Origin of the sequence: Kribbella sp. HUAS MG21 (assembly GCF_040254265.1) — a bacterium.
Classification (GTDB): Bacteria; Actinomycetota; Actinomycetes; order Propionibacteriales; family Kribbellaceae; genus Kribbella.
Genome location: NZ_CP158165.1, coordinates 5,160,272 through 5,174,768, shown reverse-complemented (window position 1 = coordinate 5,174,768; position 14,497 = coordinate 5,160,272). Strand labels below are relative to the sequence as shown.

General features: G+C 69.3%; 16 protein-coding genes. 9 read left to right on the top strand and 7 right to left on the bottom strand.

Going from position 1 to position 14,497, the window contains the following annotated elements; genetic code table 11:
• Nucleotides 1-76: 76 nt before the first annotated feature.
• From ABN611_RS25345 to miaA, 3 genes are read right to left on the bottom strand one after another with little or no spacing between them, the layout of a single operon-like run.
• Nucleotides 77-790 carry a hypothetical protein gene (locus tag ABN611_RS25345; protein ID WP_350274721.1) on the bottom strand — a complete coding sequence of 238 codons (714 nt, stop codon included), beginning with the start codon at nucleotides 788-790 and terminating at the stop codon, nucleotides 77-79.
• A 7-nt stretch (nucleotides 791-797) separates the two neighbouring features.
• Nucleotides 798-1,301 (bottom strand): SigE family RNA polymerase sigma factor, encoded by a 504-nt coding sequence (locus ABN611_RS25340; RefSeq protein ID WP_350274720.1) that lies wholly within the window; start codon nucleotides 1,299-1,301, stop codon nucleotides 798-800.
• A complete protein-coding gene (gene miaA / locus ABN611_RS25335) occupies nucleotides 1,288-2,277 on the bottom strand; it encodes a tRNA (adenosine(37)-N6)-dimethylallyltransferase MiaA (RefSeq protein ID WP_350274719.1) in 990 nt (329 codons plus the stop codon). The genes ABN611_RS25340 and miaA overlap by 14 nt, the downstream gene beginning before the upstream one ends.
• 147 nt (nucleotides 2,278-2,424) lie before the next feature.
• Here miaA and ABN611_RS25330 point away from each other — a divergent pair, with 147 nt between their 5' ends.
• The 4 genes from ABN611_RS25330 (at nucleotide 2,425) to ABN611_RS25315 (ending at nucleotide 5,401) form a co-directional block, all read left to right on the top strand.
• Nucleotides 2,425-2,610 (top strand): hypothetical protein, encoded by a 186-nt coding sequence (locus ABN611_RS25330; protein ID WP_350274718.1) that lies wholly within the window; start codon nucleotides 2,425-2,427, stop codon nucleotides 2,608-2,610.
• Nucleotides 2,611-2,725: 115 nt separating this feature from the next.
• Nucleotides 2,726-2,974, top strand: coding sequence for an antitoxin (locus ABN611_RS25325; RefSeq protein WP_350274717.1), 249 nt, complete (start codon nucleotides 2,726-2,728; stop codon nucleotides 2,972-2,974).
• A 96-nt stretch (nucleotides 2,975-3,070) separates the two neighbouring features.
• The gene (locus ABN611_RS25320; RefSeq protein WP_350274716.1) at nucleotides 3,071-3,523 is read left to right on the top strand and encodes an NUDIX domain-containing protein; all 453 of its coding nucleotides are present in this window, start codon (nucleotides 3,071-3,073) and stop codon (nucleotides 3,521-3,523) included.
• Nucleotides 3,524-3,592: 69 nt separating this feature from the next.
• Complete coding sequence (locus ABN611_RS25315) at nucleotides 3,593-5,401, top strand: LamG-like jellyroll fold domain-containing protein (RefSeq protein WP_350274715.1); 1,809 nt, start codon at nucleotides 3,593-3,595, stop codon at nucleotides 5,399-5,401.
• 102 nt (nucleotides 5,402-5,503) lie between these two features.
• Here the strand turns inward: ABN611_RS25315 and ABN611_RS25310 are convergent, their stop codons facing one another.
• Nucleotides 5,504-6,160 (bottom strand): phosphotransferase, encoded by a 657-nt coding sequence (locus tag ABN611_RS25310; RefSeq protein WP_350274714.1) that lies wholly within the window; start codon nucleotides 6,158-6,160, stop codon nucleotides 5,504-5,506.
• Nucleotides 6,157-7,632: a tRNA (N6-isopentenyl adenosine(37)-C2)-methylthiotransferase MiaB gene (gene miaB / locus ABN611_RS25305; protein WP_350274713.1), complete on the bottom strand. Its 1,476-nt coding sequence runs from the start codon at nucleotides 7,630-7,632 to the stop codon at nucleotides 6,157-6,159. The genes ABN611_RS25310 and miaB overlap by 4 nt, the downstream gene beginning before the upstream one ends.
• A 208-nt stretch (nucleotides 7,633-7,840) precedes the next feature.
• Between miaB and ABN611_RS25300 the strand changes: the two genes are divergently transcribed.
• The 4 genes from ABN611_RS25300 (at nucleotide 7,841) to ABN611_RS25285 (ending at nucleotide 11,156) form a co-directional block, all read left to right on the top strand.
• On the top strand, nucleotides 7,841-8,569 hold the full coding sequence (locus ABN611_RS25300; protein WP_350281682.1) for an amino acid ABC transporter ATP-binding protein: 729 nt from the start codon (nucleotides 7,841-7,843) through the stop codon (nucleotides 8,567-8,569).
• Between the two features lie 58 nt (nucleotides 8,570-8,627).
• Complete coding sequence (locus ABN611_RS25295; RefSeq protein ID WP_350274712.1) at nucleotides 8,628-9,554, top strand: glutamate ABC transporter substrate-binding protein; 927 nt, start codon at nucleotides 8,628-8,630, stop codon at nucleotides 9,552-9,554.
• Between the two features lie 85 nt (nucleotides 9,555-9,639).
• Complete coding sequence (locus ABN611_RS25290) at nucleotides 9,640-10,287, top strand: amino acid ABC transporter permease (protein ID WP_350274711.1); 648 nt, start codon at nucleotides 9,640-9,642, stop codon at nucleotides 10,285-10,287.
• Nucleotides 10,287-11,156: an amino acid ABC transporter permease gene (locus ABN611_RS25285; protein WP_350274710.1), complete on the top strand. Its 870-nt coding sequence runs from the start codon at nucleotides 10,287-10,289 to the stop codon at nucleotides 11,154-11,156. The genes ABN611_RS25290 and ABN611_RS25285 overlap by 1 nt, the downstream gene beginning before the upstream one ends.
• Before the next feature lie 56 nt (nucleotides 11,157-11,212).
• Here the strand turns inward: ABN611_RS25285 and ABN611_RS25280 are convergent, their stop codons facing one another.
• The gene (locus tag ABN611_RS25280; RefSeq protein ID WP_350274709.1) at nucleotides 11,213-12,502 is read right to left on the bottom strand and encodes an aspartate aminotransferase family protein; all 1,290 of its coding nucleotides are present in this window, start codon (nucleotides 12,500-12,502) and stop codon (nucleotides 11,213-11,215) included.
• A gap of 50 nt (nucleotides 12,503-12,552) precedes the next feature.
• Here ABN611_RS25280 and ABN611_RS25275 point away from each other — a divergent pair, with 50 nt between their 5' ends.
• The gene (locus tag ABN611_RS25275) at nucleotides 12,553-13,647 is read left to right on the top strand and encodes an LOG family protein (protein ID WP_350274708.1); all 1,095 of its coding nucleotides are present in this window, start codon (nucleotides 12,553-12,555) and stop codon (nucleotides 13,645-13,647) included.
• Here ABN611_RS25275 and pdxY read toward each other — a convergent pair.
• The gene (pdxY, locus tag ABN611_RS25270) at nucleotides 13,644-14,495 is read right to left on the bottom strand and encodes a pyridoxal kinase PdxY (protein ID WP_350274707.1); all 852 of its coding nucleotides are present in this window, start codon (nucleotides 14,493-14,495) and stop codon (nucleotides 13,644-13,646) included. The genes ABN611_RS25275 and pdxY overlap by 4 nt on opposite strands.
• Nucleotides 14,496-14,497: the final 2 nt, after the last annotated feature.

Genomic DNA, 14,497 nt, shown 5'->3' with positions numbered 1-14,497 from the left:
CCCCACACGAGCTCGGCGGGACAAGGGACCCACCCTGCCTATCTCATTGGAGGTTGGTGCGCTAGTCGTGACGCGCCTAGTTGATGGCGCAGGAAGCCATGAAGCGCCGCAGTACGTCGTCCGGCCACTCGACCGTTCCGGCCGGGAGCTCGACGAGCAGCCAACGGTCGGTGAGCTGCACCTGACCGGTCAACCGGCCCCGCAGCGTGCCGATCTGGAAGGTCTTCCCGCTCGCGGAAGTGACCCGGGCGCCCGCCAGCGTCCGCGCCTGCGGAGCCGCTTGCAGCACCACCTTGGTGGCGGCCTCCGCGGTCCGCATCTCGGGGCGGGACAGGACCACCCGGTCGGCCGCGATCGGCGCCTCCGCCGACCAGCCCTTGGGCGCCAGCGTGCAGTCGATCGAGCTCCATTGCTGCTTGTTGGCCACCAGCTCGACGACGGACGCGCCGAACATCGACATGGTCTGACTGCTCTGCGGCTCGACAGACGGGGTGGAAGCCGGTGCGGTCGCCGGGCTCGGCGCCGGGGCGGTCGTCTCGGGCGCGACCGGCTTGTCGGCCACTTCGCTGCCGGTCCCCCACCACTTCACCTGGTTGCCGAGCGCGAGCACCAGTGCGGACGCGGCGGCGACGCACAGCACACCGGTGACCCGGCGGCGGCGCTTGATCCTGCGCAGGGCAAGCCGTCCGCGGGCCACGTCGGCTTCGATGGCCGCGTCCACGTCCGCGGCCGGCAGCCCTTCGGCGGCCCGGTCCGCGAACCCCTCCAGGAGTTTCTTGACCTCGTCCACTGCGCTCTCAGCTACTCCCCGTCTCTTCCGTCATCAGTTCCTTCAGGCGCTTGAGCGCCTTGGCCGTCTGGCTCTTCACGGTGCCTTCGGTGCAGTCCAGGATCCGCGCGCAGGTCGCGACGTCGAGGTCCTGGAAGTACCGCAGTACCAGGACCGCGCGCTGCCGCGGCGCGAGGTCCAGCAACGCGTCCCGGACCGCCAGCGTGTCCGCCTGGTCCGGTACGTCGGACGACCGCGGCTCGACCGCCTCCGCGGTCACCACCTCCGGGTGCCGACCGCGCCGGCGGCGCTCGTCCAGGAAGGCGTTGACCAGGATGCGGTGGGCGTACGGGCCCGCGCCCTCGTGCTTGATCCGGTGCCAGTGCACGTACACCCGGGTACAGGCGGTCTGGACCAGATCCTCCGCGGTGTGCACGTCGCCCGCGGTGAGCAGCAGCGCCGTCCTCAGCAGCCTGGTGCGGTCCGCGAGCAGGTACTCACGGAACTCGGCCTCACGGTCACCCCCTCGCATCGACGGCCCTTGTGTCGGTACCGGGGCCTTGGTTCACCTCGACTACGCCGGGGACGCCCGCGCGGTTGCCCTGGGCTATCAGTTTCAGTGCCCTGTCGACCAGATCGGGCGCGTCGTACGGGAGCCAGCTGATCCGTCGGTCCTTACGGAACCACGAGTCCTGCCGGCGCGCGAAGCGCCGGGTGGCCTGGGCGGTCCGCTCCCGGGCCTGCGTTTCGTCGATCTCACCGTTCAGCAACGCGATCACCTGTGAGTACCCGAGGGCTCGGTTGGCCGTCTTCCCCTCAATCAAACCCTTGTTCAGCAGCCCGCGCACCTCGGCCACGAATCCGGCGTCGAACATCCGGTCCACCCGGCGGTCGATCCGCTCGTCCAGCACCGGCCGCGGTACGTCGAGCCCGAGCTGCACGGCGCCCTCGTAGACGTAGCGGTGCTCCGGCAGCGTCGCGACGTACGGGCCGCCGGTGATCTCGATGACCTCCAGCGCGCGGACGATCCGCCGGCCATTGCTCGGCAGGATCTGCTCGGCGGCCTTCGGGTCGGTCTCCGCGAGCCTGCGGTGCAGCGCGCCGGAGCCGTGCGCCTCCAGCTCGGCCTCCAGGCGGGCGCGGACGTCCGGGTCGGTGCCGGGGAAGACGAAGTCGTCGAGGATCGCGCGGACGTACAGCGCCGAGCCGCCGGCCAGCACGGGGACCACACCGCGGCCGATGCAGTCGTCGATCGCGGCGCGCGCGAGCTCCTGGAACTCGGCGACGGTCGCGGTCTGCGTGACGTCGAGGATGTCCAGCAGGTGGTGCCGGACGCCGTGGCGTTCCGCCGTACTGATCTTGGCTGTGCCGATGTCCATGCCGCGGTACACCTGCATCGCGTCCGCGTTCACCACCTCGCCGCCGAGGCGCTGGGACAGGGCGACGGCGAGATCGGACTTGCCGGCCGCGGTGGGACCGACGACCGCGACGACGAGTGGAGCAGGCATCGCTCCAGTCTGGCAGTCGCTTCCCCGCCCGCGCCGCACCGCCCCCGCTGCGAAGAGTTCGCCAAGAGCGCGCGGCCGGTCTTGTGGATGACCCGGAAAGTTCGGTAGGAACCAGGGAGTTCGCAACATTTCTACGGGAGGAAACCAGTGACGAATCCGTTCGAGGAAGAGTCCGACGCCGCCAAGGACGCGCTCGGTCTGGGGGAAGGAGCCGGCGACGTCGACCCGGGCGGCGACTCCGGGGGTGACGTCGAGTCCGGCGGGGACGTGGAGTCCGGCGGCGACGTCGAGTCCGGCGGTGGCAGCACGGACAGCGGCGGCGACGTAGAGTAAACACGTCGATTCGGGTACGGCGCTCGCGGAGATCCCACAGTTCCGGCGTTGCAGGTGCGAAGATCACCGCTAGCTGTCTGTAAGCACTCAACTACGCAGGAATGGGAGCCCCGAGATGGGCATCTTCGACAAGTTCAAGGACACGGCCGAGAACCTGAAGGACAAGGCCAGCGACCTCGTCGACGGTCACGGCGACAAGGTCGGCGACGGTCTGGACAAGGCCGGTGACTTCGTCGACGAGAAGACGGGCGGCCAGTACGGCGACAAGATCGACGCCGGTGTCGACAAGGCCAAGGAGGGTCTGGACAACCTCGACGGCCAGAACGACGACATCCCGGACAACAACCCGAACCAGTCCGCCTGACGTACCCGCCGAAGGGCCGCAAGCAGCACGCTTGCGGCCCTTCGCGCTGTCCGGGCACTCCCCCGGCCTGTCGGCGGGGGTGTTTAGGGTCTGGGCATGAATCGGTTTTCGGTGGTGCCTTCGGCGTATGTGGTCGTGCGGCGCGAGGACGACGTGTTGTTGTTGCTGCGGGCCAACACCGGCTACATGGACGGGCACTGGGCGGTGCCGGCGGGACATGTGGAGCACGGGGAGTCGGCGGTCACCGCCGCCGCGCGGGAGTTGAAGGAAGAGGTGGGGCTCGACGTCGACCCGGAAGACCTCGTACCGCTGACGGCGATGCACCGGACCGGTGGGAACGGCGATCCGATCGACGAGCGCGTCGACTTCTTCTTCCTGGCGACGCGCTGGCGTGGTGAGCCGCGGTTGCTGGAGCCGGAGAAGGCCGCGGGCCTCGACTGGTACCCGCTGGACAAGCTGCCCGAGCCGCTGGTGCCGCACGAGGCGCGCGTGCTCGGGTCGTTGAAAGGCGAAGGGCTTCCTGCGGTGATCGTCCAAGGTTTCGCCTGAGTTCACCGTCGGGCCGGTTGCCCCGCCCTAGTGTTCGCTGCGTTGTCAGCGAGCTTGGAGGGTGGGGCGATGAACGAGCGGTACGACGGCACGAGCCGGCGGCGGTTGTTGCAGGCAGGAGCACTCGGGGCCGGGGCGGTCGTGACGCCGGGGGTGTTCAGCGCCGGCACCGCGGCGGCCGCCGGCACCTCGGGCCGGATCGACACGGAGCACCCGCAGTTCACGCTGGCGGTCGTGCCCGACACGCAGTACCAGTTCGACCAGGACCGGGGTGACGCCGCGCCGCTCACCGCGACCTTCAAGTACCTGATCGAGCAGCGCAGCGAGCAGAACATCGTCTTCCTGGCGCATCTCGGCGACGTGGTGGAGAACGCGCTCGCGAGCGAGTTCGCGCAGGCCGACCCGGTGTTCCGGCTCCTCGACCGCGCCCGGTTCCCGTACTCGGTGCTGGCCGGCAACCACGACATCGACGGCTCGAAGGACGACACCCGCGGCCCGTCGGCGTACCTCGACACGTTCGGCCCGCGGCGGTTCAAGTGGATGCCGACGTACGGCGGATCGACCGCGAACGGGTACAACTCGTACCACGTGTTCCGCGCCGGCGGGCGGCAGTGGTTGCTGCTGGCCATGGACTGGCGGCCGTCGGACGCGAGCTTCGCCTGGGCCCGCGCGGTGATCAAGGCGCACCCGAAGCTGCCCGTCATCCTCACCATCCACGAGCTGGTGAACGCCGACCACGGCAACCCGGTCGCGTACTTCAGCGCCCACGGCAACCGTGTCTGGCAGCAGCTCGTCGACGGCAACGACCAGATCTTCCTCACCCTCAACGGGCACTACTGGCCGCCCGGACGAGTGACCCGGAAGAATGCCGCGGGCAACGACGTGCACCTGCACATCACGAACTACCAGGACCGGTACTACGGCGGCTCCGGGATGGTCCGGCTCTACCACTTCGACCTGGCCCGGAACACCATCGACGTCGAGACGGTCTCGCCGTGGATCATGGCCCAGGACCCGGCTCGGCGGAACGAGTTGGCCGAGGCGGAGATCGAGCTCAGCGACGACACCAACCGGTTCAGTGTGCCGATCGACTTCGCGGCGCGGTTCGCGGGCTTCGCTCCGGAACCGGTGCGTCCGGCACGTCCGGCGCGGCAGCTCGTCATCCCGGGTACGGCGGCGTACTGGCGGTTCGACGGTCCGGTGACGGAGAAGGTGGTCGACCACTCGGGGCACGGCAACGACCTGACCCGCGTCCAGCTCAGCAACGACCTGCCGACGGCGTCGACGGAGTACCACCCGGATCAGCCGGGGCACGCGAGCTGGCTGTTCCCCGGCGGCAAGAACCCGGCACGCGGCGGCTACCTGAAGACCGCGGACCACGCGCCGCTGAACGCGATGACGTTCCCGGACGGATACACGATCGAGGCGTTCGTGAAGCTCGCCAACGACGGGCAGGACCACGCGTGGGAAGGGTTGTTCACTCGGCTCGGGACTGGGCGCGACGCGGGGAAGACGGGGAGCGACCCGGACGAGCCGGCGGCGAAGCTGGGGTTCTCCGGTGGGCTGCAGGTGCAGTGGGCGGTGTACCCGGTGGACCGCAACGAGACGTTCACCAACTGGGGGCACGAGCAGCGCGCCGGTGAGTGGTTCCACCTGGCGATCGTGAACGACGGGCGGCGCAGCGTCGTGTACGTCGACTCGTCGGAGCTGCTGCGCAACCCGGCGACCGCGTCCAACGGACTCGCCACCGCGGGCAAGCCTTGGTTGGTCGGCGCGGGGCACTACGCCAACGACGTCGACCAGGGGTTCGCCGGGCACATCGGCGAGCTGCGCGTGGTAGCCCGCGCGCTCAAGCCGTCGCAGTTCCTGAACGCCTGAGGCTGTACCGAAGAACGGGTAGTGGTGCCGCTCCAGAGCCTCTGGATTCCTGCCGCAAGCGGCAGGTCGGCAGCGTCAGCCGACCACTACCCGTTCTTCGGTTCACAGGAAGGACCGGATGAGCGCTTCCTGTCCGGGCAGCAGTGCCAGCTCGGCGGGGGTCAGCGTGCGGTTGTTGCGGCGGTTGTGTAGTGCGGCGGGTAGGCCGGGGGTGGGGTCGATCGAGTCGGCCAGGTAGGTCGCGAGGGCGTCGCGCAGGAGTGGGCTGAGGGCTTCGTAGGACGGGTCGAGGGCTACCTGGGCGAAGATGATCGCGGTCATCGCGACGTCGTACTCCGGCGGGCCCTCCTCCGCGTTCCGCCAGTCGATGACGACCGGGCCGCTCGGGGTCGCGATCACGTTGAGCGGGTGCAGGTCGCCGTGGACGACGACCAGGCCCGGGGTGCCGCTCGGCGGCGGGATCGCCTGCAGACGGCGGTGCAGGTCGGCGTGGATCCGGCCGACCTCGGCCGCGTCGACGTCACCCGCGATCGCGGCCTCACCGAGCGTCGGCCCGGCGAGCCGCTGCAGCACCATGTCCGCGCCGTCGACCTCACGAACCGCCGGGACCGGATACCCGTACCGCGCGACGTGCCGCATGAAGTCGGCCTCGTCACGAACCGGATGCCCGTTCCGATACCGCCGCAACACCCACTCGTCGTCGACCACATACACGTCCGCGTCCCGCCCCGCGGCGAGAAACCGGGACGGGTCGGTCATCCGGCTTGGCAGCCGGTGGCGGGCTCGAGGGGTTTGGCGCCGAGGGTGGGCATGCCGAGCATCACGCCGGAGCCGCCCGGGGCGGCCGGGTTCTCCTGTGCGCGTTCCCAGGCGTCGCCGGCGCGGGTGCGGCGTACGGTGCCGAAGACGTCCGCGACCAGGTGGTGCGGGGCGGCGTACGTGACCTCGACCGTTGCCATGTCACCCGGTCGCGGCGCCTCGACGCCCTCGGGGACCGTGAAGTGCACGAGCCGGTTGTCGGGAGCGCGCCCGCTGAGCCGGTGGGTGGCGGCGTCCTTGCGCCCCTCCCCCTCGGCGACGAGCACCTCGAGCGAGCGGCCGACGATCAGCTTGTTCTCCGCCCACGCCATGTCGTCCTGCAGCGCGACGAGCCGCTCGTACCGGTCCTGGACGACGTCGCGCGGCACTTGGTCCGCCATCGACTCCGCCGGCGTCCCAGGCCGCTTCGAGTACTGGAACGTGAACGCGCCCGCGAACCGCGCCTGCCGGACCACGTCGAGCGTGCCCTGGAAGTCCTCCTCGGTCTCCCCCGGGAACCCGACGATGATGTCGGTGGTGATCGCCGCGTCCGGCATCGCCGCCCGGACGTCCTCGATGATCTTCAGGTACCGGTCGCGCCGGTACGACCGCCGCATCGCCTTCAGTACCGCGTCCGACCCGGACTGCAGCGGCATGTGCAGCGACGGCATCACGTTCGGCGTCTCGGCCATCGCCTCGATCACGTCCGCGGTGAAGTCCCGCGGGTGCGGCGACGTGAAGCGGACCCGCTCCAGCCCGTCGATCCCGCCGCACGCCCGGAGCAGCTTCGAGAACGCGTACCGGTCGCCGAACTCCACGCCGTACGAGTTCACGTTCTGCCCGAGCAGCGTCACCTCGAGCACGCCCTCGCCGACCAGCGCCTCGACCTCGGCGAGCACGTCGCCCGGCCGGCGGTCCTTCTCGCGGCCGCGCAGCGACGGCACGATGCAGAACGTGCAGGTGTTGTTGCAGCCGACGCTCACCGACACCCAGGCGGAGTACGGCGACTCGCGCCGGGTCGGCAGCGTCGACGGGAACACGTCGAGCGACTCGAGGATCTCGACCTGGGACTCCTGCTCGACCCGGGCCCGCTCCAGCAGCACCGGCAGCGAGCCGATGTTGTGGGTCCCGAACACCACGTCGACCCACGGTGCCTTCTTGGTGATCGACGCCTTGTCCTTCTGCGCCAGGCAGCCGCCGACGGCGATCTGCATCCCCGGCTTGCGCGCCTTCACCGGCGCCAGGTGACCGAGGTTGCCGTACAGCTTGTTGTCGGCGTTCTCCCGGACCGCGCACGTGTTGAAGACGACCACGTCGGCCTCGTCGCCCTCGGGCGCGCGGACATAGCCCGCGTCCTCCAGCAGCCCGCGCAGCCGCTCGGAGTCGTGGACGTTCATCTGGCACCCGTAGGTGCGGACCTCATAAGTACGCATGACGGCTACCAAGAGTACGTCTTTGTCGTGGAACGGGCGTAACCGCACAGAGAAACACAAATCGGCGCGCGCTGTGATCACCCGGTCACTGCCCGCCTGCGTATATTGCAGATCGTTACCACCGTGGAACCACCCGGGCCTGCGACCGCACCCTCGGCTCCGCTAGGTTCTGGCCATGAGCGATTCCGACACGCTGACGAAAACTGGTCTGGTAGCGCTGACCGGCGTCAACAAGCATTTCGGCGACCTGCACGTTCTGAAGGACATCAACCTGTCCATCGGCCAGGGCGAGGTCGTCGTGGTGATCGGCCCGTCCGGGTCCGGCAAGTCGACGCTCTGCCGCGCGATCAACCGGCTGGAGCCGATCGACTCCGGCAGCATCCTGCTCGACGGCGAGCCGCTGCCGAGCGAGGGCAAGGCGCTGGCCAGGCTGCGGGCCGACGTCGGCATGGTCTTCCAGTCGTTCAACCTGTTCGCGCACAAGACGATCCTGCAGAACATCACGCTCGGCCCGTGCAAGGTCCGCAAGGCGGACCCGAAGCAGGCCGAGAAGCGCGCGATGGAGCTGCTGGAACGGGTGGGTGTGGCCAACCAGGCCCAGAAGTACCCGGCGCAACTGTCCGGCGGCCAGCAGCAGCGCGTGGCGATCGCGCGGGCCCTGGCCATGGACCCGAAGGTCATCCTCTTCGACGAGCCCACCTCGGCGCTCGACCCGGAGATGATCCAGGAGGTCCTCGAGGTGATGATCGACCTCGCCAAGCAGGGCATGACGATGGTCGTGGTCACGCACGAGATGGGGTTCGCCCGGACCGCGGCGAACCGGGTGGTGTTCATGGCCGACGGCGAGATCGTCGAGGAGGCCACCCCGGAGACCTTCTTCACCAACCCGACCTCGAAGCGGGCCCAGGACTTCCTCGGCAAGATCCTCAAGCACTGACCCCGCAACAGCACCGCCCGCGGCCGAACCCAGCAACGAAACGAAGGGGAACCTGATCATGAGAATGCGCACCCTCGTCGCCACCTTCGGCGTCGCAGCGCTCGCGCTCACCGCTGCCGCGTGTGGCAAGGACGAGCCGGCCGCCGGTGGCGGCGGCGACGCCGGCGCGGCGTCCGACTCCTGCGGCGAGCTGCACAAGTTCACCGCCGCGTCCGGTGTGGACGTGGCCGGCAGCCAGACCTTCACCAAGGCCAAGACCCGCGGCAACCTGATCGTCGGCGTCAAGGCCGACCAGCCGAACCTCGGCTACAAGGACGCCGACGGCAAGCGCTGCGGCTTCGACATCGAGGTCGCCCGGATGGTCTCGGCCGGCCTCGGTCTCGACCCCGACAAGATCGAGTACAAGGAGATCCCGTCGGCGAACCGCGAGACCGCGATCGCCGGTGGCGAGATCGACTACTACGTCGGCACCTACTCGATCACCGACAAGCGCAAGAAGCAGGTCGGGTTCGCCGGCCCGTACTTCATCGCCGGCCAGGACCTGCTGGTCCGCAAGGACGACACCTCGATGGACGCCGGCAAGACCGCCCTGAAGGGCAAGAAGGTCTGCTCCGCGACCGGCTCCACCCCGATCCAGCGGGTCAAGGACGAGCAGCTCACCGAGGCCAGCAACATCTCCGAGTTCAAGACCTACTCCGAGTGCGTCTCCCAGCTGCTCGACAAGAAGGTCGACGCGGTCACCACCGACGACGCGATCCTCAAGGGGTACGCCGCCACGGCGCCCGACGAGCTGAAGGTCGTCGGCAAGCCGTTCAGCACCGAGAAGTACGGCATCGGCGTCCCGCTGGCCGACAAGGCACTGCGCGACAAGGTCAACTCCATCCTGGAGACGTCGGCCTCCGACGGCACCTGGAAGGCGATCTACGACGAGACGCTCGGCAAGTCGGGTTCGGACTCGACGCCGCCGCCGCTCGAGAAGTACTGATCCCCGGACCGGCCGCGGCCCCCGCATCGGGCGCCGCGGCCGGACTCTGTACCCCTAGGTACCTGTAGGCAAGAGGAAGGTCGCGATGTTCTCGGTCCTCACCGACAACTGGCCGCTGTTCCGGGACGGTTTCTGGCTGACGATCAGGCTGTTCCTGGTGTCCGGCGTACTCAGCCTGGTGCTCGGCACGATTCTCGGCGCGTTCCGCGTCTCCCCGATCCCGGCCCTGCGCGCCATCGGCACCGGCTACGTGAACACGCTGCGGAACACGCCGCTGACACTGGTGTTCGCGTTCCTGTTCTTCGGCGCCGCGAAGATGCAGCTCGCGCTGCCGAACCCGTTCTGGACCGGCGTCGGCGCGCTGACGATCTACACGTCGGCGTTCGTCTGCGAGGTGGTCCGGTCCGGTGTCAACACGGTCGCCCCGGGCCAGTCCGAGGCCGCGCGCGCGGTCGGCATGACGTTCGCGCAGGTGCTCACGATCGTCGTGCTGCCGCAGGCGTTCCGCGCGATCATCCCGCCGCTGACCAGCGTGTTCATCGCGTTGCTGAAGAACACCACGATCGCGGCCGGGTTCTCGGTCGCGGAGGCGGGCTCGATCCCGGCCGCGATGTCGGAGCGCGGTGAGAACCAACTGCTGACCCTGGTGTGGATCACGATCGGCTTCCTGATCCTGATCGTGCCGCTGATCTTCCTGCAACGCTGGGCCGAACGACGGGTGGCGGTGGCCTGATGAGCTCAGTCCTGTACGAGGCCCCGGGTCCGCGGGCGAAGACCCGCAACCGCGTCTCCAACATCCTGGTCCTGATCGTGCTGGTCGGCGCGGTCGCGTGGCTGATCAACCGGCTGTACGAGAACGGCCAGTTCGAGGGCCGGCTCTGGCGGCAGTTCCAGTACTCCTCCATCCAGCAGCAACTGCTGGAAGGTCTGCTCAACACGCTGCGAGCGGCCGGTCTCGCCGCGGTGCTCGCGCTGCTGTTCGGCGCGGTCTTCGCGGCCGCCCGGATCAGTGACCACAAGTGGCTGCGGGCTCCGGCCACGCTGATCGTCGAGCTGTTCCGCGCGGTCCCGTTGCTGATCCTGATGTTCTACTTCTACTTCGGCAACATCCAGTTCGGGCTCGGGTTGAGCCCGTTCTGGGCGGTCGTGTTCGGCCTGACGCTCTACAACGGCTCGGTGCTGGCGGAGATCTTCCGCGCCGGTATCGCCGCGGTGCCCAAGGGTCAGCGCGAGGCGGCGTACGCGGTCGGCCTCCGGAAGAACCAGGTGGTCCGGCTGGTTCTTTTGCCGCAGGCCATCAGCTCGATGCTGCCGGCGATCGTCAGCCAGCTGGTCGTGCTGCTGAAGGACACCGCGCTCGGCTTCATCATCACCTACGCCGAGCTGCTGTACGTCGCGAAGCAGATGGGCGGCCGGTTGACGTACGGCTTCCCGTACATCCCGACGTACATCGTCGTGGCGCTGATCTACATCGGGCTGTGCTCGCTGCTGTCCCTGCTCGCCCGCTACCTGGAGGGCCGCTCGCGGCGCCGCCGCAAGGTCACCGGCGCCCCGCCGCCCTCGGCCGCCGAAGCCGCGACCTCGGCGGAGGCTCCGCTCTGAGAATGCTCTGAGAAAGCAACAGCGCCCCGGTCCTCGACCGGGGCGCTGTTCTGTGTTCAGCGCAGGGTGTTGAACGAGTCCCGGAGGATGTCCAGGGCCTCGGTCGCTTCCTGCTCGGTGAGGGTCATGGGCGGGGCCATCCGGAGGACGTTGCCGTAGAGGCCGCCCTTGCCGATCAGCAGGCCGCGGTTCTTGGTCTCCTGCTGGAGTTTCGCGGTGGCGGCCGGGTCGGGGCTGTTGTCGCCGGGCTTGACGATCTCGGCGGCGAGCATCAGACCCTTGCCGCGGACGTCGCCGAGCTCGGGGTACTCGTCGGAGATGCCGCGCAGGCCGTCGACCAGTTGCGCGCCGCGCTTGGCCGCGTTCGCCTGCAGGTCCTTGTCGAGCAGGTAGTCGATCGTCGCCTTCGCGGCGCTGGTCGAGATCGGGTTGCCGCCGAACGTGGACAGCGAGTTCGCCTTGATGCTGTCCATCAGGTCGCCCCGGGCCACCACGCCGCCGATCGCGAACCCGTTGCCGAGGCCCTTCGCGAACGTCATCGCGTCGGGGATGACGTCGTGCGCCTGGATACCCCAGAAGTGGTCGCCGGTACGGCCCCACCCGGTCTGCACCTCGTCCGAAATGAAGAGGATCCCGAACTCGTCCAGCACCTCCTTGAACGCGGCGTACAGCCCGTCCGGCGGCGACGAGAACCCGCCGACGCCCTGGATCGGCTCCGCGATCAGGCAGGCGACGTCCCCGGACGTCGTGGTCTCGATGACGTTGCGCAGGTCGTCGACGCAGACCTTGATGTACTCCGCGTCGGGCAGGTCCCGGAACGGGCTGCGGTACCGGTACGCGCCCTGCACGTACTGCACGTTCACCGGCGACAGGCTGCTCGCGGACCAGCCGCGGTTGCCGGTGATCGCGACGGTGCCGAACGCGCGGCCGTGGTACGAGTTCCGCATCGCCAGCACCTGGTTGGAGCGGCGGGCCTGGGTGGCGAGCAGCAGGGCCGTCTCGTTCGCCTCGGTGCCGGAGTTCGCGAAGAAGACCTTCGCGTCCGGGATCCCGGAGAGCTCGGCGATCTTCTCGGCCAGCTCGATCTGCTTCCGGATCAGGTACACGGTCGAGGTGTGCGCGATCCCGGAGCCGAGTTGCTCGCGCACCGCGTCCGAGATCTCCGCGACGTCGTACCCGATCGCGTTGGTCAGGATGCCGGCGAAGAAGTCCAGGTAGGTGTTGCCCTCACCGTCGGTGACCCGGCGGCCGGACCCCTGCACGATCTCGATCGGCTCCTCGTAGTACAACGCGAGCCAAGCCGGCATGACGGCCTTGTGACGCTCCCAGAGCTCCGCATGTGTCATGCCCTAAGCATTACCGCAGCCGATAGTGGGCGTCTATTACTGTGCTCTCCGTGACAGTGCCGAGCATTCCGCATGTGGACATCGAGTCCTTGGAGCAGTTCGACCGGGTCCTGGCCGCGGGCGCGACCACGATGACGGGCTGGCGGGTCCAGTCCGTCGACCTGACCGGGCGGACGGCGGAACTCCACGGGCTGAACCCGGCGGGCGCGGTGTTCCTCGGCTGCGTGCTCGAGGAGAAGGCCGACCTCTGGGTGCGCGCCGGCGGCGGGCTGGTGTTCCCGGCGATCCCGGAGCTCCCGTTCGACGCGTACCGCGGGCGCCTGTACGACGCCGACGAGCTGTACGCGGGCCTCCAGCACGGGTACGACGCGACGCCGGACGCGCAGATCTACGCCTGGTCCCGGCAGCACGACGAGAAGGGCGACACGAGCCGCACACTCGCCGCCGCGCTCCACGACCACGCGATCGCCGACGCGCTCACGGAGCTGCCCGACGACAAGCCGTGGGTCGGCGTGATGGGCGGTCACGGCGTACTGCGGGGCGACGCCAACTACCGCGCCGCCGTACTGCTCGGCCGGACGCTCGCCCGCCGCGACCGCACCGTCGTCACAGGCGGCGGCCCGGGCGCGATGGAGGCCGCGAACCTCGGCGCGTCGCTGGCGGCGTACGACGACGCGGTGGTGGACCGGGTGCTGACCGAGCTGGCCGTAGTACCGTCGTTCCGGCCGTCGATCGCGGCGTGGGCCGGCGCCGGTCTCGACGTACGGCGGGAGTTCCCGGGCGACGGCGGGGTGTCGGTCCCGACGTGGTTCTACGGCCACGAGCCGCCGAACGTGTTCGCGTCCGCGATCGCGAAGTACTTCTCGAACGCGCAGCGCGAGGACGTCCTGCTCAGCCGGGCGCGCGGCGGCATCGTGTACCTCCCCGGGGCCGCCGGCACCGTCCAGGAGGTATTCCAGGCCGTCACGCCCAACTACTACGGCGACGACGCCACCCAGATCCCGCTCATCCTGGTGGACGTCCAGCACTGGACGGTCCGCCTCCCGGTGTGGCCGCTCCTCCAGTCCCTGGCCGCGGACCGGCCGATGACCCGCTCCGTCCACCTCGTCGACAGCATCGACGAAGCCGCGGAGCTGGTCGGCTAACCGACCTGCTGCGGCTTGAACTGCAGCTGCGGGTTGGCGTAGGCGTCCTGCGACTCGACGAGCTGCAGTTCGCGCTCGCCGGACTCGTAGGTGCGGGTGAGTAGGTCGAACACGCTCGACGTCGTACGCGCGAGGGCCTCGGCGAGGTCGCCCGTGCGGCGGTAGTGCGCGGTGAAGAGCGCCGCCGTCACGTCGCCGGAGCCGTTCGCCTTCATCGGGATGTACGGCGTCTGCACGAGCCATGCGCCGCTGTCGTCGACGGCGAGCATCTCGATCGTGCCGTCCTCGCGGTCGGGGCGCTCGACGCTGGTGACGAGCACCGTCCGCGGGCCGGTCGCCCGCACCAGGTCCACGGCGGCCAGGGTCGACTCGAGCGTGTCCGGCTCGGTGCCGGTCAGGAATCCCAGCTCGAACTGGTTGGGCGTGATGATGTCCGCGGCCGGGACGACCCGGTCGCGCAGCAGCACCGGAATCGCGGGAGCGACGAAGCAGCCGGACTTCGCGTTGCCCATCACCGGGTCGCAGGAGTACACCGCGTCGGGGTTGGCCGCCTTCACGCGCTTCACAGCCTCGAGGATCACGTCGGCGATCCCCTCACCGCCCTGGTAGCCCGAGAGCACCACGTCGATCTGCGGTAGCACCCCGCGGTCCTCGATCCCCAGCAGCACCTCGCGGACGTCGTCCGGGCTGATCAGCGGCCCGCGCCACGCACCGTAGCCGGTGTGGTTCGAGAAGTTCACCGTATAGACCGGCAACACCTCCACCCCGATGCGCTGGAGCGGAAACACGGCTGCCGAGTTGCCCACGTGCCCGTAGGCAACCGCTGACTGGATCGAGAGGATCTTCACCG